A 21,023-nucleotide genomic window follows, 5' to 3' on the forward strand; every position below is an offset into this window, starting at 1 on the left:
CCTGACTGTTTGGCGGGGAGAGTAGCGGGTTCCTGCGGCTCCGAAAGACAAAACCGAACGTCACAATTGTTCCGCCAGGGCGGCCCCGCCGCCCCGCGCCTGCCTGCCCCCCCGGCAGGCGCGTTCAACGGTTCCGCTTGGGGAGACGCTGCCTCACCATCCCGCCGGGTGCCACGCTCCCCTGTCACGCACTGCGCCCGCCCAGGCAGGCGCGGGGCTCATCTTGCACCGGCAGCCTCCCGCGCCACCGCGGAAATCGCCGCCGTTACATCCGCCTCGCGGCTGCGGTGGTTGACGATGGCGGCCCGCAGCATCACCCGGCCTTGCGACCGCGTAGTCGAAAACACCGCTTCGCCGCCTTCCTGCAGGGTCTGGGCAATATGCGCATTCAGCTCCGACTGCGCCTCCGCCGGGAGATCGCTGCGCGCAGTGAACACGCAGACGTTCGAAACCACCGGCGCCCCCAGCGCCATCAAGGGCTGCGCGTTAACTTCCGCCGCCATAAACGCCGCCAGCTCGCAGTTCCCGGTAATCGCCTCTGAGAACGCTGCCTCGCCATAGGTTTCCAGCGCCGTCCAGATCTTCAGCGCGCGGTTGCCGCGGGACAGATCAATCCCGTAGTCGCAGAACCACGGCTCGCCGCCCGCCAGCCCGCGCTCGGCACCTTCCAGATACGAGGGGCGCGCCGCAAAGGCCGCCCGGTGCTCATCCTCGTTGCGCAGCAAGGCCATGCCGCAGTCATAGCCCACATACATCCACTTGTGGAAATCCAACGCAATGCTGTCCGCCCGGCCGATCCCATCGGACAAAGACTGGTAAGGCTCCGCCGCAATCCGCGTCCAGGCGCCAAAGGCCCCGTCCACATGCAGCCACAGCCCCAGCTCCGCCGCCGCATCCGCCAGGGCGTTCAGGTCATCATAAAGCCCCAGATCCACCGACCCGGCGGTGCCCACCACCAGGAACGGCAGTGCGCCCGCGGCCTTGTCCTCAGCCACCATCGCCGCCAGCACGGCGCAATCCAACTGCCCATCCGCCAAAGGCACCTTGCGCAGGTTGTCCGAGCCGATGCCCAGCAGCTCCACTGCCTTCAGCGTCGCATTATGCACGCCCTCGCCGGCATAGGCCGTCAGCCGCACATCGCCCTGCCCCTGCTTGCGCAGGCCCTTCAGAACCCGCAGCCGCGCCGCCTGAAAGGCAATCACCGTGGCCTGCGACGTGCCGGTCACCAGCAGCCCGCTGGCACCTTCCGGCATCCCCATCTTGCGGCGGGTCCAATCGACCACTGCGCGCTCCATGTAGTTCGCCCCATGGTCGCGCCCGCCCATATTGGCGTTGACGGCTGCCGCCGCCAAAGAGCTGATCAGATCCGAGGCCAGCCCTGACCCCTGCACCCAGCCCCAGAACCGCGGGTGGGTGTTGCCGCCATGATAAGGCAGCACGTCCGAGATGATCCGGTCCACGGTTTCCTGCGGCCCCCGTGCCTCTGCCGTCACGGCATAGCGCGCATCGATATCCTCGGGCACCGGCTGCCAGGGACGCTCCGAGGCTTCCTGCATCTGATCCAAGGCCGCATCCAGCATCCGCTGCGCCTCTGCCCGGAACGCCGCCCAATCCTGCGTCCTGATCCCCTTCTCAGCCACCTGCGCGCCCTCCCTCTGCCATTCGCTGGCCGCAGATGTACCCCGCAGCCCCCCGAACCGCACGGAGAATATCGACGCACCCGGATAACCGGAACTTAGCTTCGACGCTTTCAAAACTAATCTCCGGATGCGCGCCATCGTGCTGCCATGTTTCTGCGTTCAACTGCCGCCACCGGAACCGCCCCTTGATTTCCTCCCATCGGCTTGGTCATGTCTGACGGAATAGTCCTCACCGAAACCCAAAGCTTCACGCCCCGCTTCGATGATCTGTCCAAGGATCAGGACCGGCTGATCGAACATGTGTCCGAGCTGTACCACGCGGGGAAGCTGGACCACGCCAACCGCAGGCCCAAGGCCTATCTGGAACCGGCCTATTCTGCGCTGGAGGATGCCTACTTCGGCCGCGGGCTGTATGCCGAAATCGAACGTCACTACAGCTACGCCTTCGAGATCGCTTTCGGCCCGCCCCATGACGGCTTCCACCAGGCTCTGGAACGGCTCGTCGCTGCCAGCCAGGGCCCGCGGGCCATCCGCATCTGGCGCAACTACCTGGCGCTGCAAAAGGCGCACTACTGGCCCAGGATCCAGACCAGGAACAGCGGTTTCAAACCGTCGCCCCATTGGCTGGAAAGCGAAGCGGTTCAGCGCCAGTCGCACGAGGATCTGATCGCGCGCATCCCCGAATACAAAGGCGGGCTGCTCGCCATGCTGGACATCGCCCGCGCCTGCTTTGAACAGGCCGGCGCAAGCCCCAGCCAACTTGCCCGGCTCGCCGCCGACCGGGAAGAGATCCTGGCCGAAAAACGCCGCCGCCCCGGCAAACCCGATCCGCGCAAAATGGACGAAGACCTGTTTTGGGAAATCATTGCCTGCCCCGGCACTGACACGCCGGCAGAGCAGACCGAAGCCATCACCACCCGGCTTGCCCGTTTCAATGCAACGGCCATCAAAGCTTTTGACAAGCTCTTGCATGATATCGACGCGCGCGCCTGCCGCACCGATGTCTGGGCCATGGCCTATCTGCTGAACCACGGTTGTTCGGACGATGACTTCGATGCCTTCCGCTGCTGGCTGATCCTTCAGGGCCAAGCCGCCTTCAAGGCCGCCTTGACCGATCCGGACGCCTTCGGCCTCGCGCACAGCGGCACCGGATCCCCGGCAGGCAACGCATTGCGCGACGCCCCGCTACTGGCCTACGAGATGCGCACGGGCACCCCCTTGAAACACCCGGGCCAAACGCCGCTGCGCCTTCAGGGGCCGCAGCTTGCCGAAGCAGACTTCGCCGCCGCCCTGCCGCGCCTTGCAGCTTCCCTTCGCGCCTGACCAGCAGCCGCACCGCTGCAACTGCACAGGCTAACCGTCTGCGGCAGCTGCACTCTCACGCCTGGCAGACAGCGCTCCCGCCAGCTTATCCACAGCCCCTAGCGGCCCTCTTCCACCCGGCCACAACACCTGCCATAATGGCCGCTAACCAACACCAAGGAAGAGCAGCTCCCGCACATGGCCGACGACCTCCTCAGCACGCCTGCAGCCGAAACTTACGACGCCTCCTCGATCGAGGTCCTGGAAGGCCTCGAACCGGTCCGCCAGCGCCCCGGCATGTATATCGGCGGCACCGATGAGCGCGCGCTGCACCACATGGTGGCCGAGATCCTCGACAACTCCATGGACGAGGCGGTCGCGGGCCACGCCAACCGGATCGAGGTGACGCTGCATTCCGACTACGCCGTCACCATCTCGGACAACGGCCGCGGCATCCCGATCGACCCGCACCCCAAGTTCCCGGACAAATCCGCGCTTGAGGTCATCCTCTGCACCCTGCACGCAGGCGGCAAATTCTCCGGCAAAGCCTATCAGACCTCCGGCGGCCTGCACGGCGTCGGCTCCTCGGTGGTGAACGCGCTGTCCGATTCCATGGTGGTCCAGGTCGCCAAGAACAAAGAGCTGTTCGAGCAGCGCTTCTCCCGCGGCCTGCCCCTCGGCCCGGTCGAAAAAATCGGCGCCGCCCCCAACAAGCGCGGCACTTTCGTCACCTTCCACGCCGACGAGCAGATCTTCGGCTCCCACCGCTTCAAGCCCAAGCGCCTCTTCACCCTGGTGCGCTCCAAGGCCTACCTGTTCTCCGGCGTCGAAATCCGCTGGAAATCCGAGATCGACGACGGCGAAACCCCGCAGGAGGCCACCTTCCACTTCCCCGGCGGCCTCAAGGACTACCTGACCGAAGTCCTCGGCAAATCCTCGGTCTACGCAGACGTGCCCTTTGCCGGAAAAGTCGAGTTCCACGAGAAATTCGGCGAACCGGGCTATGTGGAATGGGCGATCAACTGGACGCCGTCGCGCGACGGTTTCACCCAGTCTTACTGTAACACCGTCCCCACGCCTGAGGGCGGTACCCATGTCACCGGCTTCTGGTCCGCCATCCTCAAGGGCATCAAGGCCTATGGCGAGCTGGTCGGCAACAAGAAGGCCGGCCAGATCACCCGTGACGATCTGATGACCGGCGGCTGCGCCCTGGTCTCCTGCTTCATCGCCGACCCGGCCTTCGTCGGCCAGACCAAGGACCGCCTCTCCACGGAAGCCGCCAACAAGATGGTGGAAAACTCGGTCCGCGACCATTTCGACAACTGGCTGGCCGCCGACACCAAATCGGCCGGCGCCATCCTCGACTTCCTGATCCTGCGCGCCGAGGAACGCCTGCGCCGCAAGCAAGAGAAAGAGACCCAGCGCAAATCCGCCACCAAGAAACTGCGGTTGCCCGGCAAGCTGACCGACTGCACCTCCAAAGACCGCTCCGGCACCGAACTGTTCATCGTCGAGGGCGACTCGGCGGGCGGCTCCGGCAAGGGCGCCCGCAACCGGACCAACCAGGCGCTGCTGCCGCTCAAAGGCAAGATCCTGAACGTCCTTGGCGCCGCGTCGAACAAACTGGGCTCAAACGCTGAGATCAACGACCTCTGCGAGGCGCTTGGCGTCGGCCTTGGCACCAAGTTCAACCTTGACGATCTGCGCTATGACAAGATCATCATCATGACCGATGCGGACGTCGACGGCGCCCATATCGCCTCGCTGCTGATGACCTTCTTCTTCACCCAGATGCGCCCGCTGATCGACGGCGGCCACCTCTACCTCGCCTGCCCGCCGCTGTTCCGCCTGACCCAGGGCGCCAAGCGCGTCTATTGCCTGGACGAGGCCGAGCGCGACACCTGGCTGGAAAAGGGCCTCGGCGGCAAGGGCAAGATCGACGTCTCCCGCTTCAAGGGTCTTGGCGAAATGGACGCCAAGGACCTGAAAGAGACCACGATGGACCCGGCCACCCGCAAGCTGATCCGCGTCACCATCGACGAGGACGAGCCCGGCGAGACCGGCGACCTGGTCGAGCGCCTGATGGGCAAAAAACCCGAGCTCCGCTTCCAGTATATCCAGGAGAACGCGAAGTTCGTGGAGGAGCTGGATGTTTGAGGCTTTCAAGTGTTGCTTGACGTCTAAGCAAGAGTGTTTCATTCAACCCTAGAATGAAACATTGCTTGGACAGACATGACTAACGTTTTTATTAGCTGGAGCGGCGAACTTAGCAAGCAATTTGCTGAGGAGCTGCGGAAATGGATTCCTTCTGTACTCCAGTTCGCAAAACCATACTTCACCCCCAACGATATCGAAAAAGGTACAAAGTGGAGCGCCGAAATTTCTCAAAAACTTTCGGAAACCAACGTTGGAATTGTATGCCTTACCAGAGAAAACTTTGAACGCCCTTGGATTCTGTTCGAGGCAGGAGCTCTATCAAAAGACCTTGGAAAATCCAAAGTATGTTCGGTTCTCTTTGGGATGGAACCGACTGATCTCTCTGGCCCGCTAACGACATTCCAGACTACAAGTTTCGAGCGATCCGACTTCAAGAAATTAATGTCCAGCATTAATGACGAAGGCGGTGAAAACAAACTTGATAAAGACACTTTTGACAACGTCTTTGATATGTGGTGGCCACATCTGGAAAAATCCATAAAAAAGATCTTTGAATCCAAAGATGTTGAAAAGAAGGAGGATTTGCGCAGCGATAGAGAAATCTTAGAAGAAATTTTGTCGCTAACCAGAATTTCCGCGAGAAACCCTAGCTCCAAGAGCAGAGGTCATCACGTTTCACCGGGGGCCATTGATCACTTGTTATCCGTATCTTTTTCAGTTGGCAAAGAAGCCATGAATCACAAAGACTACGATCTACTCAGCCCTGCTCGCGAGCTTGTCGAAATCGCAGATTACTTCATATCGACCCTGCAAATCCCTGAGTCAACTGTTTCGCGAAGAATGGATGAAGTAACTACCTTCCTAGCTGAAGTAGAAAGTAAAATCGCAGATAGTGATGAGATCCCATTTTGAAGCATTACTTGTTTCTATTTTCGCGGCAACACAAGGCCCGCGCCTGACCTTGGGGAGGCGTGAAGCGCCTTCCCGGGGGAAAGGTCAGGCGCGGGCCGTGCCGCTACGCGCCACGTCCCAGGGGACATCCTGCCAACGCCACACCTTGAGTTGCACGGTTGGGTGCGAGGGGCTCCGCCCGTCCGAACCTCAAACGCTCCCCCGGAGCGTTTGCCGCTGCTCGGACCGTGCGGCTCCTCGCCACGTCCCAAGGGGAACCCAACTTCAAGTTTCTTGACTTAGCTGCGCAATGTTCTTCAATGCCGTCCGCATTCTTGGAGTAATTCAGTCATGAAGAAATACGATCCTCTAAAATCCTTTCTCGGCAAGTCCATTAACAGGCAAACCAACGTCACCTTAAGCTTTGCTCAAATTGAGGAAATCATCTCGGCTCCCCTACCCGAGTCCGCGACCCTCCACCGTGCTTGGTGGTCCAATGAACAAAATGGGCGGCACGTGCAGGCACACTCATGGATTGAAGCCGGCTACATAGTTGAAGACGTCTGTCAAGAAGAAGGCGCGCAGGCGGTAACCTTCCGGCGCGCCTCGCAAAGCTGACCTCGTTTCACCCGGCAGGCGCAGACCGGGCCGCAAGCGACCCGGTCAAGAGCGTTGCGCGAACCTCTCCAGCACCGCACGCCCCGCTTTCCCCGCCTTAACCCCGCTCTGCCATACTCCCATCTGTCGCGGCAATCCGGTGCGGACTGACATCCCGTACCATCAGGAGATACGGGGACCCCCAAGACCACCTCTTCATCGGGTGCAGGGGTTCTCCGCAAAAGAAGCTTTCGAGCGGACATGGGGCCTCCCGCCCCATCCGGCCCTCCGCCACAGGCCCGATTGGGTCATGGCGGCGCCGCCACCTCTTACCGGCCTAGTAAATCCAACAGGCCCAACAGCCCCAGGCAGCAGCCGCCCCGGACAGAGCCCCTCTCCGCCCGGCATAAAACCTATTCCCCCGGTGACAGCTTCGTGAAGCCTGTTGCCTGAAACCCCTTTCCCTTCTTATGGTTAGGCCAGCCAATCACAACCATGAGACACAGGCATGGCCTTCATCGCAGACAACCAGCTGCCGCTGCTCCTGCTGTTCTTCTTCGCAGGCCTCGCCGCCACCGCCTTCCTGTTCCGCAAGCCCGCAGGCCACCGCGCGTGGAAGCTCGCGGATCTGGTCTGGGTGCTGCTCGGCGGTTTCGGCGCGCTGGTGGCGGTGATCTCTGGCATCTACGCCGCCGACTCCTCCCGCCTGGAACGCCAGATCGACATCGCCTATGCCGCCACCGCAGCCTTCGACCGCGACGCCGCCCGCTTCCGCCTGCGGTTCTGCGACCCCGCCTATGACGCCGACATCGCGGTGCTTTGCGAAAAGGTCGAATTCCTTTCCGCCTCCACGGCAGGCAACGCCGAGCTGCCGCTGTTCATCGCGGTCACGGATGAGGTCGCCCCCTTGCGGGGCCTCAGCTTCCTGTTCGGCGGCAGCGAGGAGAAAGACGGGATGGAGGAAATGGAGGCCAAGGCCAGCGCCTTTGACCCCGAAGCCTTCCTGGTCTTCACCTCGCTCGACGCCCCCGCCCAGGCCGCGGTCGACAACATGCGCCGCAAGGTGCCTGCGATTGCCGGCGACTACCTGATCATCGCGCGCGCCTATGACGACCTGATCGGCCATGTCGCCACGCTGAAAGAGGAATGGGAGTTCCTGCAGGACAACGCCCATATTCTGGTCTTGCAGATCATCGCCCTGTGCCTGGTGAGCTTCGCCGCGCCCTTCCGCCTCGGTAAATCCATTGTCGAGCTGCGCGCCCGCCGCTAACCTGATCCGGCCCCCAGCAGAGGTTTCCCATGCGCTCCTTCGACGAGATCTACGCCATCGCCGCAGACCGCCACGGCGGAGCGGACGCGCTGGAAGAAAAACTCGGCAAACCCGACCCGGAGATCACCAAGCTGCCCGAGGACCGCTGGCTGTCGGTGATGACCAAATGCATCTTCCAGGCGGGCTTCAGCTGGAAGGTCATCGAGGCGAAATGGGACGGGTTCGAAGAGCTGTTTCACGGCTTCGAACTGGGTCCTTGCGCCTTTATGGATGACCGCGAGTTTGACAGTATCCTTGGCGATACACGCGTGGTCAGGAACGGCGCCAAACTTGCCACCGTGCGCGCCAACGCCGCCCTACTGATGGAGCTGCGCGATCAGGGCGGCGCCGGAGAGGTGCTGGGCGGCTGGCCGTCATCCGATTACATCACGCTGCTGGACATGCTCAAGAAACGCGGCGCGCGCCTTGGCGGCAATACCGGGCAGTACGCCATGCGCTTTGCCGGGCGTGACAGTTTCATCCTCAGCCAGGACGTGACCGTGCGGCTGATAGCCGAAGGGGTGATCGACAAACCCGCCAGTTCCAAAACGGCAATGAAAGCCGTGCAGGCCGCCTTCAATGACTGGATGGATCAATCCGGCCGCTCGCTCACCGAAATCAGCCGCGTGCTGGCGATGAGCTGCTGAGAGGATCCGCGCCGCAGATGATCCGCCTCCTGCTCCTTGCCTGTCTGGTCCTCGCCGCCTGCGGCCGCCCGCTGACGGAGACCGAGCGCAGCTATCTGGCCGGGATCCACGGAACCGAGCTGGACGCGGACAAGGTCCGCCTGATCGAAGGCGCGCCGGTTGCCGCCATCACCTTCCGCCGCATGCCCCGCCCCCGGGTTACCTGCCGCGAGCGCATCCTGCCGCCGGTGAAAGAGGAGATCGTCACCTCCAAGCCCGCCGCGGTGGCGCTGTTCAACCGGATCTTCTTTGTCCGTGACTGGTACACGGAAAACTACCTGCCTGAGTATCCGGACAAGCTGCATCTGGTCGAGGCGATGCTGCTGGCGCATGAAGCAACCCATGTCTGGCAATGGCAGAACCGCAAGCGCACCGGCTACACGCCGCTGCGGGCAGCAGCCGAGCATGGCAATAAGCGCGACCCCTATCTGTTCGACCTGGAAGGCGAGCCGGATTTCCTAACCTACGGCTTTGAACAGCAAGGCGCGATTATCGAGGAATATGTTTGCTGCCGCGCTCTTGCCCCGCAGGCCGCGCGCACGCAGCGCCTGCACAGGATGCTGGCGGCTGCGATGCCGGTCAGCGATCTGCCGCAAAGCCGCCGGCATGATGTCTACCTGCCCTGGAAAGATGCGGAATTGAACGGCATCTGTGATTGACCCGCCGTTTTCAGGCGCTGAAGTCCGGCTCGCTCCTATTCAGGCGCAGCCCGCACAACGCGGAAGCCGATGTCCAGCGATCTGGTATCCGGCGCAAAGGCGCTGCGGTTGGCGGAACGGGCATAAGCCGCGCTGTAGTGGGACGTTCCCCCCCGCGCGACCCGGCGGCAGCCCGCATGGCCTTGGGCTGCAGCCGGGTAGTCGGCATGCAACTGATAGGCCTGCGGATCATAGCAATCCTGCACCCATTCCGAGACATTGCCATGGATGTCCAACAGCCCGAAAGCGTTCTCCGGATACTGGCCGGCTGCCACGGCCTTTGCACTCATAAGCGCCTGCAAGTCGCTGGCGCTCCGCGTGTCGAAATTCGCGTCCGCGGCCTCCAGCACATCGCCGCTGTGATAAGCCGTTGCGGTTCCGGCCCGGGCAAAATACTCCCACTCCGCCTCGGTCGGCAGGCGGTAGTGCTTACCTGTGGTTTCAGTCAGCCAGCCGAGATACTGCCGGGTGTCGTGCCAGCTCACATGGATCACCGGGTTCCGGCCCCGTCCCCAGCCCGCATCACCGGGCAGATAGCTGCAGCCGCCGGCCTCATAGCAGGCCTGCCAGTCGTCAAAGGTCACCTCGAACCGCCCGGCAGCGAGACCATCCGGGATGGCCACCCAATGCTGCGGCCCTTCGTCTTCCCCCCGCCCAGGCTCCTGCACAGGCGAGCCCATCAGAAACGAGCCCCCCGGAAGAGGCACCATTTCAGGACATTGCGGACAATCCTTGAAGACCTGCTCTTGCGCTGCAGCGGGCGCAATCCAGATGCCGGCGGCCAGCACAGCAAGCGCCCCGGCTGCGGCACCGGCAATAGAGTTGTTCAGCATGATACCCCTGATGCCCCACATGTTTCCCCGGTCTAGCGCGCCCGGCCGCCGCCCCGCTACACACAATCAGGTGACCCCGCCCCAGCCACGCCGCAACGTTGCCCTTGCCGCATGCCTGCCGCCTGGGCCACAAAGGCGCGAAGGCAATTCCAGGAGAGCGCCCAATGACCCAATACGCCCTCATCATGCTGGCCGCAGGGCTTGGCATTCCGGTGCTGGCGGCGCTGAACGCCGCACTTGGCAAGCTGATCGGGTCCCCGGCTTCGGCCGCAGTGGTGCTGTTCCTGATCGCGCTGATGTCAGCCGTTGCCTATGCGCTGATCGCAGGCCCGCAGGCGCTGGCCAAGATCCCCGCTGCACCGAAACACCTTTTGCTGGCCGGCGTGCTGGTCGCCTTCTACGTCCTGTCGATCACCCATGTTGCGCCGCATTTCGGTGTCGGCAATGCCGTGTTCTTTGTGCTGATCGGCCAGCTGATCTCAGCCGCTGCCATTGACCATTTCGGCCTGTTCGGCGCCCAGGTCAGCCCGCTGACCCTGACCCGCGCCGCCGGAATCTCGGTGATGGCGCTTGGCGTCTGGATCACACAAATGGCTTGAGCCGCCTGGAGGGCTGTTGCTCCCCCGCGCCGGCAAGCCATGCCTGCCTCCGGGCCGCTGCCCTGAAACCGGCGCCGCCGCCCGCCTCTCCTCTTGCCCGCACCCCTTACACCCACTAAACCGGGCGGGAACGTGACCTCTCAAGCCTTCATGGAGCCAAGATGCGCCTGTCCCGCTATTTTCTGCCGGTTCTGAAAGAGAACCCCTCGGAAGCCCAGATCGTCAGCCACCGGCTGATGCTGCGCGCCGGGATGATCAAGCAATCCTCCGCCGGGATCTATTCCTGGCTGCCGCTGGGCTTCAAGGTGCTGAAGAAGATCGAAAGCATCGTCCATGACGAGCAGATCCGCGCGGGCCATGTGCCGATGCTGATGCCGACCCTGCAGCCCGCCGACCTGTGGCGCGAGTCCGGCCGCTATGACGATTACGGCCAGGAAATGCTGCGCATTAAGGACCGCCACGACCGCGACATGCTGTTTGGCCCCACCAACGAAGAGATGATCACCGACATCTTCCGGGCACATGTGTCGTCGTACAAAGACCTGCCGCTGACCCTCTACCACGTGCAGTGGAAATTCCGCGACGAGATCCGCCCGCGCTTCGGCGTGATGCGCGGCCGCGAGTTCTACATGAAAGACGGCTACAACTTCGACCTCTCCAAAGAGGACGCGCTGCACGCCTACAACCGCCACCTGGTCAGCTACCTGCGCACCTACGAGCGCATGGGCCTGCAGGCAATCCCGATGCGCGCCGACGGCGGCCCGATCGGCGGCGACTACACCCATGAATTCCTGGTGCTGGCCGAAACCGGCGAGTCCGAGGTGTTCTATGACTCCGCCGTCACCGACCTCACCTTCGGCGACCGCGACATCGACTATGACAATGTCGAACAGTGCCAGGGCGTGCTGGAGGAGTTCACCTCGAAATACGCCCGCACCGACGAGACCCACGACGAAGTGGTGTTCCAGGAACAGGTTCCGGAAGAGCGCCGCCGCTTTGCCCGCGGCATCGAGGTGGGGCAGATCTTCTACTTCGGCACCAAGTATTCTGACGCGCTTGGCGCCACCGTGCAGACCGCAGACGGCCAGAACGTGCCGGTGCACATGGGCTCGCACGGCATCGGCGTGTCGCGCCTGCTGGGCGCGATCATCGAGGCCAGCCACGACGACAAGGGCATCATCTGGCCCGAGGGCGTGACTCCGTTCCACTGCGGCATCGTCAACCTCAAGCAGGGCGACGACGAGGCCGACGCGGCCTGCAACCAGCTTTACGCGGCACTGACCGCTGCCGGTCTGGATCCGCTGTACGACGACCGCAACGAGCGTGCAGGCGGCAAGTTTGCCACCATGGATCTGATCGGCCTGCCCTGGCGCATCACCGTCGGCCCGCGCGGCCTGAAGAATGGCGTGGTCGAGCTGACCTCGCGCCGCACCGGCGAGAGCGAAGAGCTGAGCCCGGAAGAGGCGGTGAAGAAGGTCGTGGCCATCTATGCCCAGCACCAGACCGGCCGCGGTTTCTGAAGACCCGCGCCGAACGGGTTGAAAAAATGCAGAAAAGGGAGCGGAGACGCTCCCTTTTTTCTTGCCCGCCGCAGACCGCGGCAACAGGGTACGGACAAGGGAGGAACACCGCATGAAACAGATTCTGGCCTTTGGCGACAGCCTTACCTGGGGCAGCGATCCGCACACCGGCGGGCGGCACGCGTACCGCGACCGCTGGCCGGTGGCGATGGCCGAAGGGCTGCAGGATGCCGTTGTGTTTGCTGAAGGCCTGCGCGGGCGCACCACCGTTCATGCCCGCAACTCAGCCTGCGCCGAGATGCGCGGCGACGCGGTGCTGCCCATGCTGCTGCACAGCCACGCGCCGCTGGACCTGGCAGTGATCATGCTGGGCACCAATGACATTTATGAAGGCTATGCCAGCCATCTGATCCGCGACGGGCTCGAGCGGCTGGTGGAGATCATCCGCCACCACCCCTGGCGGATGCCGGATGCGGCGGCACCGCAAGTGCTGCTGGTCTCACCGCCGCCGATGAGCCTGTGCGACGACCCTGATGTCTCAGCAGAGAAAGTGGCGCAATCCGAAGCCCTTGCCGGTTTCATCGCCCCCCTGGCCGCGCGCCTTGGCTGCGGCTTCTTCGATGCAGCCCAAGTGGCGCGAGCTTCGGCGGCAGACGGGTTTCACCTGGAAGCGGCCCATTCGCGGGCATTGGGAGAGGCCTTGGCCGCGCCGGCCGCGGCGCATCTCGCAGGCTGAACGCCAGGCTCAAGAGTTTCCGCAAAGATTTGCGCCCGCCTGACGGCGGGCGCTGGCATTCGGCGTGCCGGGTTCCGGTTGCACCGGTGGCGATCAGAGGAAATCGAAATTCGCGGCGCTCAGCTCGTCGAATTCCACGCCCAGAAACACCAGGGCATCGCCGTCTCCAAAGTTCAGAACAGTGCGGTTGCCGTGTTCGCGTGCAAAGCCTTCCAGATCCTGGAAACTGTCCGCCCCTTCGACATTCAGCGCAATCACATCCTCATCCGCATCAAACTGCAGCAGGCGGTCGCGGCCGTCGCCGTCCTCAAAGACAAAGGTGTCGGCGCCGCCGCCGCCCTTCAGAAGATCCCGGCCGCTGCCGCCGTCCAGCGTGTCGTTGCCGCTGCCGCCAAGCAGCACATCCCGGCCATCGCCGCCTTCCAGCACGTCGCTGCCGCTGCCGCCCTTCAGAAGGTCCCGGCCGCTGCCCCCGTCCAGCGTGTCATTGCCGCTGCCGCCGTTCAGCAGGTCGCGCCCGGCGCCGCCGCTCAGTTCATCCCAGCCGCCGCGGCCCAGCACGATATCGCGGCCGCCGCCGGCCTCGACCAGATCATCCGCCCGCGAGCCGCGGATAAAGTCGAACCCATCGGTGCCTTCGGTTTCGGTGTACTCATTGATATGAATCTGCGCGATCTGCGCCCCGGGCCGGGTGAAATCAGCGGCTTCCGGATCAATGAAGGCGCCCGCAGCATTGGTGCCGCCCAGGATATTGCCCTCGCCTTCCGGCAGGAAGCCTTCGTGCAGGGTCACCACACCGTTCTCATCCACACCGGTGTCCGGCGCCGTTTGGTTCAGGAAGGCGGCGTCTTCTTCGGTGTTTTCCTCGGTGCCTGCATCCAGCACGTCGCTGCCTTCAAATTCCAGGTTCTGGGCGCCAAGGAAGTTTCCCTCCTCGTCGAACAGCTGAACCGCCTGGCCGGTGCCGACAAAGGCATCATTGGACGGCAGCAGCATGGCGGCGAGCGAAATGAAACCGTTGGAGGCGCCGTCCACATCAAGCTTTGCCACCCCGGTCTCGCCCGTGGCCAGCGGACCGCCGCCCCCCAGGACCGCGCCGGTCTGCGCATCGCTGTCCAGGGCCGCCACTTCCGCATTGATCGGCGCGAAGTTGCCGTCTTCGGCCAGCGCCTCCAGCCCGGCCGAGGCTGCCTCGCCGCGGTTGTAGAGATCAAAGCTGCCGTCATGGGCGGCAAACCAGAAGGGCGTCAGAAACGTGCCGCCCTGGGCAGAAGTGTTGGTGGCAACAATGCGGATATCGGTCATGGGGTGTCCTCAATTTGAAATGACGTGAGGGCACCCTGGGGCGGAAAACCCCGTTCGCATAGCTGGCCGCCGGTCACAAGAGCTCAAGTGGCTGCGAGCTCACCGCGAGGTCACGCGAAGGTCATTAGGGTTAATGAGTACGGGCTGAACCGGCCGGGACGGTGCGGTTCGGGCGAACCCCGCTTTTGCTAATATTTCCGTCCCGGCTTCCTTGCAGGAAAAATCTGCGCCCCGGCGCAAGCGGTTGGCGGAAATTCGGCCCCTGGCGCAGCCTTGCCTTGACCCCGGGCGCGCGGCAGCACAGGTTGTGCGCAAAATTCCCGGGCAGGACCGCAGTAATGGCCACGACACCTCCGCCGTTTTCACGTTTTGAATGGATCATCGCCTGGCGCTACTTGCGCGCCCGCAAAGCCGAAGGCGGCGTTTCGGTCATGACCTGGATCAGCCTGATCGGCATCACATTGGCCGTTTTTGCTCTGATCGCCACTCTGGCGGTGCGTTCGGGTTTCCGCTCGGAGTTCGTCGGCACCATCCTCGGCGCCAACGCCCATGTCACCGTCTATTCCTATGGCCAGGTGAACGACGCGGGCGCAGTGGACCGGACACTGAAGGATTACCAGGCACTGGCAGACCAGGTGGCAACGGTGCCCGGCGTCACCCGTGCGGCGCCGCTGGTCAAAGGCCAGGTGATGGCCAACCGCCGCCAGCGCAATGCCGGGGTCGAGGTTTTCGGGATCTCGGCTGAAGACATCCAGGGCATTCCCGGGGTGGCCCTAAGCGCCGAGGCCATCGGCGACCTGTCCCGCTTCGAGGATGGCGTCGCCATCGGATCCGGCGTGGCACGGGAATTGGGTGTCTCAGTCGGGGACAAGATCAAGCTGATTTCGCCCAACGGCGTCAAAACAGCCTTTGGCACCAGCCCGCGGGTCAACGCCTATGAGGTGGTCTATATCTTCACAGCGGGCCGCTGGGACATCGACCGCACCCGGGTCTATCTGCCGTTTGGAGAGGCGCAGAGCTTCTTCAACCGCGAAGGCGTGGCGGATGAGATCGAGGTGATGGTGGAGGACCCGGAAAATGTCGATCCGGTGTCTTTGGCGATCCTGCAGACCGTGGGCGGCACCGCCGGCGTCTGGACCTGGCGCGATGCCTCGGGCGGCTTCCTGCGGGCCTTGGAGGTCGAGGACAATGTGATGTTCATCATTCTGTCGATCCTGGTTCTGATTGCCGCGATGAACATCGTCTCGGGGCTGATCATGCTGGTCAAGAACAAGGGGCGCGACATTGGCATCCTGCGCACCATCGGCCTCAGCGAAGGATCCGTCATGCGGGTGTTCTTCATCTGCGGCGCCTTCACCGGTGTCATCGGCACCATTTTCGGCGTGGTGCTGGGCTGCCTGTTTGCGCTGTACATCGATCCGATCTTTTCCTTCGTGAACTATCTGATGGGCGGCGGCGTCTGGGACCCGTCGATCCGCGGCATCTATGCGCTGCCGGCCGAGCTGAAGCTGGCGGATGTGCTGTCGGCCATTGCCCTGTCGCTGGGCCTGTCCTTCTTCGTAACTATTTTCCCGGCCCGCCGCGCGGCGCGGCTCAATCCGGTGGAGGCGCTGCGCTATGAGTGAGATCACACTGGAACTGAAGGGGATCACAAAGTCCTATCTGCAAGGCACCCCTGGACAGGTCGACGTGCTGCGCGGCGCCGATCTGACCTTGCAGGCGGGTGAGGTTGTTGCGCTGGTCGCCCCCTCGGGCGCGGGCAAGTCGACATTGCTGCACATTGCGGGCCTCCTGGACACGCCGGACGGTGGTGAAGTGCGGGTTGCGGGCGAAGATATCACCCGCAAGGGCGACCGCCGCCGCACAAGGGTGCGGCGCCAGGAAGTGGGGTTTGTCTATCAGTTCCACCACCTGCTGCCCGAGTTCACCGCGCTGGAGAACATCGTGCTGCCGCAGCTGGCCAACGGCGCCTCCCAAAAGGCTGCCGCGGCGCGGGCGGCTGATCTCTTGGGCACTGTCGGACTGGCGGCCCGCGCGGACCACCGCCCGGCGGCGCTGTCGGGCGGCGAGCAGCAGCGGGTCGCCTTTTGCCGGGCGCTGGCCAATGCGCCGCGGGTGCTGCTGGCCGATGAGCCGACCGGCAACCTGGACCCCGGCACCTCGGACCAGGTGTTTGCGGCGCTGATGGAGCTGGTTCGCGGCACCGGAATGTCGGCGCTGATTGCCACCCACAACCTGGAGCTGGCGGCGCGGATGGACCGGCAGGTCAAGCTGGAGAACGGGCTGCTGGTTCCGGTGTAGGAGTTCTGCGCCCAAAGGGCGCAGAGCCTCCCCCTTCCGGCGGCAAAGCCGCCTGCCGGGCAGCGGGACGAGAGTATTTTTCGAAAGATGAAAGCGTGCCCCCCGCAATCCGGTCCTGGCGGCGGTCAGCTGGTCAGCCCGTTCAGGAACAGCTCGGTATTGGCGGCCAGCCATCTGGCGCGGTAGTCCGGATCATCTATCTGCGCAGGCTCCCCGCGGCTGCGGGCGCCGTTGGCCAGCATCGCCTGCGTCGTCAGCCGGTCCATCACGAAGCCAGTGACCATTTCCCAGTCCAGCCGGGGGTTCAGGTACCCCTGTTCCGCCGCCGCGGCCAGGAAGCCGCCGAACCCATCGGTGCATTTGGCCAGCGCCGGCGGGGTTTCCGGCTGCTGCGAGATAATCGCATAGACCAGCCGGTGCGCCAGCAGCGCGTTCAGGGTCTGCTCGACGAACAGCTCGAAGCGGACAGCAAAGTCCTCCTGCGACTTGGGCGGCCGGGCGATCAGCTGGCTGGGGATTTCAAACACCTGTGCCGAGAACTGCTGCACGATGGCATCGAACAGCCCGTCCTTGCTGCCGAAATAGTGATGGATCATGTTCATGCTGGTGCCGGCTTGCGCGCAGATCTGCCGCACTGAAGCGCCCTTGAATCCCTTTTCGGCAAACATCTCGGTGCCTGCCTGCAGCAGCCGGGTGCGCACGCTTGCCTCAGCTGCGTCTGTTTCCGTCGTTTTTTCTTCGCTCAAACCGGACCTCTTAAAAAACCGCCCGCTGCCACTTGCACGGATTGTAACAATCGTTACATGGTGTGTATCGAATGATTCACCAAGTGGGGCATTCGTTCTGTCCTGCTCACAATGTGCGAACGCAATGGAGAAATCTATGAAAATTACCAAGTCTGTCATCGTGAACCGCAGCGCGGATCTGATGTGGAAGATTGCAGCGGATGAGTTTGACCAGGCCTACAAGTGGATGGGATTTGTGCATAAATCCTACCGCACCGAAGGCGGCGAGCCGGTCCAGGGCGCGCCCATGGAGGGCCGGGTCTGCGAATTCACCGACAAGCCGAACGGGCTGAAGGCGCGCGAGAAGATCCTGTCTTATTCGGCTGAAAACAAACGGCTGGTGTTCGACGTGGTGCCGGTCGACACGCCGGTGGTGTTCCCGGTGCGGGTCAATGTGGTGACGCTGACGGTGAAGGCGCTGGGTCCGGAGCGGTCGCAGGTCACCTGGGAGTCCGATGTTGCGCTGACCGCGCTGGGGTATCTGATCTATCCGCTGCTGAAGCGCGGCCTGGCAAAGAATTTCGCAACCATCATGCAGGAACTGAAGGCCTATGCCGAGCAGCAGGTCTCTGCCGTGGCAGCGTAAGGCCGTCAGCCGCCGCTGCCCGGGACGCTGATGGCCCGGCCTGCGGCGGCTGAGCGGAACTCTGCCGGGTTTTCCGGGCGGGCTTTGGCCCGGCGCAGGCGCTTGCTATCAGGTGGCAAATTGGCGCCAGCCGGGCTAGGCTGGCGGAAGATCCGCAGAAAGGGCTGAGACGTGGTGAATTCCGTTATCGAAAAAGATGTGACCGTTGAAGGCAATATCACCTCCAGCAAGGGCAGCGTCGAAGTCCGCGGCCGGGTTGTCGGCGATCTGTCGGCGCAGTCGGTGACCGTGCACGCCGGCGGCACCGTGGACGGGGCACTCAGCGCACAGTCGGTTGCTGTCGAAGGTACCTACAGCGGCAAGATCCAATGCGACGACCTGAGGCTGGCGGCCAGCTCGCAGGTGCAGGCGGATGTCTCGGCCAAGACCATGGCCACCGAAAGCGGCGCGCAGCTGCAAGGCAACATCAGGATTTCCGGCAAAGGATAGGCCGGGCGCGCAGGCGGCCGCAGGCCTTGCGGCCAATACCTACCCCTCTCCTAATCAGCACAGCCCGCCCGGCCGCTCCGGTGGCCGCGCAAACCGCCTGCTTTGGACGCCCGGACGGCGGATGCCGTGTTTGCGACACCGCGTCGCAAAAGAACTTGAACAGCTGTTCAAGAATCTGATCTGTTAGCGGAAACGCCCGGGACGCAAGCGGGCGGCAGCAAGTCTTTGGGAGAGAGACGTGACAAAGACCATTACAGAACCGGCACGCGAGATTCCGGTCATTCACGAAACCGAGGTGCTGGTTGTGGGGTCTGGTCCCGGCGGGCTGGCGGCGGCCTTGGCGGCGGCACGGGCGGGCGTGGAAGTCACCCTGCTGGACCGCTTCGGCTGCTTTGGCGGCAATATCACCACCGTCGGGGTCGAGGGATTTGCCTGGTACCGGCATGAGGAAACGGTTGAGGCCCATGGCATCGGCTGGGAGTTCGAGGAACGCGCCAAGGCCATGGGGGCGGCGGTGCCGGAGAGCCAGTCGCTGTCTTATGAGCTGGACAGCGAGGGCTTCAAGCTGGTGGCCGACAAGCTGGTTGAAGAAGCGGGCATCCATCCGATGCTGCACCGGGTGTTTGTGGCGCCGATCCACAAAGGCAGCCGGATCACCGGGGTGATTGTTGAGTCCAAAGCGGGCCGCGAGGCGGTTCTGGCGAAACGGGTGATCGATGCCACGGGGGACGCCGACATCGCCCATATGATGGGGGCGCCGACCCTCAAAACCCCGGTGGAGGAGATGCAGGCAGCCAGCGTCATGTTCCACATTGCCGGCGTCGACAAGCAGAAGTTCATGGAGGGCGTGAAGGCAGATCCGCAGACCTATGCCAATTGGTCAACCGGCGAATGGGTGGTGGAGACATCAGGCAAAGAGGATGAGATGTTCTCGCCCTTCCTGGCCAAGCCGTTTTCCCAGGCAATCCGCGACGGGGTGATTCCGGCACATCTGAACACCATTGGCGGCACCTGGGGCGCCGTGCATGACTCGGGCGAGATGACCTATATGAATCTGGTGCATCTGGCAGGGATCGACGGCACTGACCCCGACAGCATGACCCGCGGCGAGATCGAGGGGCGCAAACAGGCGATGCATGCGATTGATGCTTTGCGCGCCTATACGCCAGGCTGCGAAGGGGCACGGCTGCGCAACTTTGGCATGACCATCGGCATCCGCGACACCCGCAAGATCGACGCGCATCACAACATCACCGAGGACGAGACCCGCAATCAGGGCCGCTTCGAGGACACCATTGGCATCTACCCGGAGTTCATCGACGGCTACGGGGTGCTGATCCTGCCGACCACCGGGCGCTATATGCAGATCCCCTACCGCTCGATGCTGCCCAAAGGGGTTGAGAACCTGCTGGTCACCGGGCGGGCGATAGGCGGCGACAAGATCGCTCATGCCGCGACCCGCAACATGGCCTGCTGCGCCGTAGCCGGCCAGGGCGCTGGCATTGCTGCGGCGCTGTCGGTTAAGGCGGATTGCGGGTTTGACGCGGTGAATATCACCGACGTGCAGAGCGAGCTGAAGCGCCAGGGTGTGAGGGTCCATTGATGCAAAGCATTCCCACTATCGACATTTCCCCCTTGCGCGATGCAGCCCATCCGCAGCGCAGCGGCACGATCCGCGCTATTCTGGCGGCGGCGGAGGATATCGGGTTCCTGTCAATCACCGGCACAGGAGTGGCGCAGGACACCGTGGAAGATGTCCGCGCTGCAGTCCGGGCGATTTTTGCCGTGGAGGAAAAATCAAAATGGGATCAAGCGATTACCCGCGACAATTACCGCGGCTTCATCCCGATGGGGTTCTTCACTCCGAACGACGGTTCCGGCAAAGCGGATAAATACGAAGGCTACAAGCTGCACCACGAGGTGGCGGCGGATGATCCTGTCCGCGGGGACTGTGCGCTCTACGGTCCCAACCGATGGCCGGTGGAGGTGCCGGAAGCGCGGGAGGTGATCCTGGGCTACTGGAACCAGCTTGACGGGGTGTTCCACCTGCTCTTGGGCGCATTGGCCGAGGGGCTGGGACTGGACCCGGCGCAGTTCCAGCAGCCGTTTGAGACACCGCTCACCAATATGACCCTGCTGCACTACCCGCCGCAGGCGCCGGAGGAAGAAGGTTATGGCATCCATCCGCACAAGGACACCGACGCGCTGACCATCATCGCGCCGGACCCGGTCGGCGGGCTGGAAGTGCAGACGCGGGACGGCGGCTGGATCACCCCGGACTGCCCGCCCGGCGGCTTTGTCGTCAATATCGGCGACATGCTGGAGCTGTGGTCCGGCGGGCGGCTGGTCTCGACCCCGCACCGGGTGGTGAACAAGACCGGCAAGGAACGCTACTCCTTCCCGTATTTCGCGGTGCCGCGCCATGACGTCGTGGTGGAACCGCTGCTGCCGCCGGTTGCGGGCTTTGCGCGGCCTGCGGTGCATTGCGGCCATTGGTCGGCCGAGGTCTGGCGCACAAACTGGCCGGATGAAGACGCCGCAGAAGACACCCCGGAACTGGGCACCATACACAGCTGAGGGAGCGCCCCG

Annotated in this window: 20 protein-coding genes; 16 read left to right on the forward strand and 4 right to left on the reverse strand. The window is 63.4% G+C overall.

The features are described from left to right. Positions 1-218 precede the first annotated feature (218 nt). Positions 219-1,640 carry a pyridoxal phosphate-dependent decarboxylase family protein gene (locus RA19_RS00755; RefSeq protein ID WP_039158624.1) on the reverse strand — a complete coding sequence of 474 codons (1,422 nt, stop codon included), beginning with the start codon at positions 1,638-1,640 and terminating at the stop codon, positions 219-221. 210 nt (positions 1,641-1,850) lie between these two features. Between RA19_RS00755 and RA19_RS25600 the strand changes: the two genes are divergently transcribed. From RA19_RS25600 to RA19_RS00790, 7 genes are all read left to right on the forward strand, one after another. Continuing rightward, positions 1,851-2,963 (forward strand): DUF4240 domain-containing protein, encoded by a 1,113-nt coding sequence (locus tag RA19_RS25600; protein WP_052261585.1) that lies wholly within the window; start codon positions 1,851-1,853, stop codon positions 2,961-2,963. 177 nt (positions 2,964-3,140) lie between these two features. After that, the gene (gene parE, locus RA19_RS00765) at positions 3,141-5,099 is read left to right on the forward strand and encodes a DNA topoisomerase IV subunit B (RefSeq protein ID WP_039158625.1); all 1,959 of its coding nucleotides are present in this window, start codon (positions 3,141-3,143) and stop codon (positions 5,097-5,099) included. Between the two features lie 75 nt (positions 5,100-5,174). Next, positions 5,175-6,011 carry a TIR domain-containing protein gene (locus RA19_RS00770; protein WP_052261586.1) on the forward strand — a complete coding sequence of 279 codons (837 nt, stop codon included), beginning with the start codon at positions 5,175-5,177 and terminating at the stop codon, positions 6,009-6,011. A gap of 330 nt (positions 6,012-6,341) precedes the next feature. Beyond that, positions 6,342-6,608 (forward strand): DUF7662 domain-containing protein, encoded by a 267-nt coding sequence (locus tag RA19_RS00775; RefSeq protein WP_052261587.1) that lies wholly within the window; start codon positions 6,342-6,344, stop codon positions 6,606-6,608. Between the two features lie 487 nt (positions 6,609-7,095). Further along, complete coding sequence (locus tag RA19_RS00780) at positions 7,096-7,857, forward strand: hypothetical protein (RefSeq protein WP_039158626.1); 762 nt, start codon at positions 7,096-7,098, stop codon at positions 7,855-7,857. A 29-nt stretch (positions 7,858-7,886) separates the two neighbouring features. Continuing rightward, positions 7,887-8,543 carry a DNA-3-methyladenine glycosylase I gene (locus tag RA19_RS00785; RefSeq protein WP_039158628.1) on the forward strand — a complete coding sequence of 219 codons (657 nt, stop codon included), beginning with the start codon at positions 7,887-7,889 and terminating at the stop codon, positions 8,541-8,543. 17 nt (positions 8,544-8,560) lie between these two features. Then, positions 8,561-9,241 carry a hypothetical protein gene (locus RA19_RS00790; RefSeq protein WP_039158630.1) on the forward strand — a complete coding sequence of 227 codons (681 nt, stop codon included), beginning with the start codon at positions 8,561-8,563 and terminating at the stop codon, positions 9,239-9,241. A gap of 35 nt (positions 9,242-9,276) precedes the next feature. Here RA19_RS00790 and RA19_RS00795 read toward each other — a convergent pair whose 3' ends face one another. Then, positions 9,277-10,113, reverse strand: a complete 837-nt coding sequence (locus RA19_RS00795; protein WP_082020425.1) for a formylglycine-generating enzyme family protein — start codon at positions 10,111-10,113, stop codon at positions 9,277-9,279. 164 nt (positions 10,114-10,277) lie between these two features. Here RA19_RS00795 and RA19_RS00800 point away from each other — a divergent pair, with 164 nt between their 5' ends. The 3 genes from RA19_RS00800 to RA19_RS00810 all read left to right on the forward strand — a co-directional run bounded on the left by RA19_RS00800 (position 10,278) and on the right by RA19_RS00810 (position 12,968). Beyond that, positions 10,278-10,712: a DMT family transporter gene (locus tag RA19_RS00800; protein WP_039158632.1), complete on the forward strand. Its 435-nt coding sequence runs from the start codon at positions 10,278-10,280 to the stop codon at positions 10,710-10,712. A 161-nt stretch (positions 10,713-10,873) separates the two neighbouring features. After that, positions 10,874-12,232, forward strand: a complete 1,359-nt coding sequence (gene proS, locus RA19_RS00805; protein ID WP_039158634.1) for a proline--tRNA ligase — start codon at positions 10,874-10,876, stop codon at positions 12,230-12,232. Between the two features lie 112 nt (positions 12,233-12,344). After that, positions 12,345-12,968 carry a GDSL-type esterase/lipase family protein gene (locus RA19_RS00810; protein ID WP_039158636.1) on the forward strand — a complete coding sequence of 208 codons (624 nt, stop codon included), beginning with the start codon at positions 12,345-12,347 and terminating at the stop codon, positions 12,966-12,968. A 93-nt stretch (positions 12,969-13,061) separates the two neighbouring features. Here the strand turns inward: RA19_RS00810 and RA19_RS25605 are convergent, their stop codons facing one another. Beyond that, complete coding sequence (locus tag RA19_RS25605; RefSeq protein ID WP_052261589.1) at positions 13,062-14,273, reverse strand: spondin domain-containing protein; 1,212 nt, start codon at positions 14,271-14,273, stop codon at positions 13,062-13,064. Positions 14,274-14,611: 338 nt separating this feature from the next. On the opposite strand from RA19_RS25605, the gene RA19_RS00825 reads away from it, so the two are divergent. Continuing rightward, entirely contained in the window at positions 14,612-15,898 is a 1,287-nt protein-coding gene (locus RA19_RS00825) for a lipoprotein-releasing ABC transporter permease subunit (protein ID WP_039158637.1), read from the forward strand. Next, the gene (locus RA19_RS00830) at positions 15,891-16,574 is read left to right on the forward strand and encodes an ABC transporter ATP-binding protein (protein WP_039158639.1); all 684 of its coding nucleotides are present in this window, start codon (positions 15,891-15,893) and stop codon (positions 16,572-16,574) included. The genes RA19_RS00825 and RA19_RS00830 overlap by 8 nt, the downstream gene beginning before the upstream one ends. 125 nt (positions 16,575-16,699) lie before the next feature. Here the strand turns inward: RA19_RS00830 and RA19_RS25610 are convergent, their stop codons facing one another. Further along, positions 16,700-17,320, reverse strand: a complete 621-nt coding sequence (locus RA19_RS25610; protein ID WP_052261590.1) for a TetR/AcrR family transcriptional regulator — start codon at positions 17,318-17,320, stop codon at positions 16,700-16,702. Between the two features lie 136 nt (positions 17,321-17,456). Between RA19_RS25610 and RA19_RS00840 the strand changes: the two genes are divergently transcribed. The 4 genes from RA19_RS00840 (at position 17,457) to RA19_RS00855 (ending at position 21,011) form a co-directional block, all read left to right on the forward strand. Continuing rightward, the gene (locus tag RA19_RS00840; protein WP_039158641.1) at positions 17,457-17,945 is read left to right on the forward strand and encodes an SRPBCC family protein; all 489 of its coding nucleotides are present in this window, start codon (positions 17,457-17,459) and stop codon (positions 17,943-17,945) included. Between the two features lie 171 nt (positions 17,946-18,116). After that, complete coding sequence (locus RA19_RS00845; protein ID WP_039158643.1) at positions 18,117-18,434, forward strand: bactofilin family protein; 318 nt, start codon at positions 18,117-18,119, stop codon at positions 18,432-18,434. A 238-nt stretch (positions 18,435-18,672) separates the two neighbouring features. Beyond that, positions 18,673-20,037, forward strand: a complete 1,365-nt coding sequence (locus RA19_RS00850) for an FAD-dependent oxidoreductase (RefSeq protein WP_039158645.1) — start codon at positions 18,673-18,675, stop codon at positions 20,035-20,037. Next, complete coding sequence (locus RA19_RS00855; RefSeq protein ID WP_039158647.1) at positions 20,037-21,011, forward strand: isopenicillin N synthase family dioxygenase; 975 nt, start codon at positions 20,037-20,039, stop codon at positions 21,009-21,011. Before RA19_RS00850 ends, RA19_RS00855 begins: the two co-directional genes overlap by 1 nt. The last annotated feature ends 12 nt before the right edge of the window (positions 21,012-21,023 follow it).

Source organism: Leisingera sp. ANG-M1, assembly GCF_000813745.1.
Taxonomy (GTDB): domain Bacteria; phylum Pseudomonadota; class Alphaproteobacteria; order Rhodobacterales; family Rhodobacteraceae; genus Leisingera.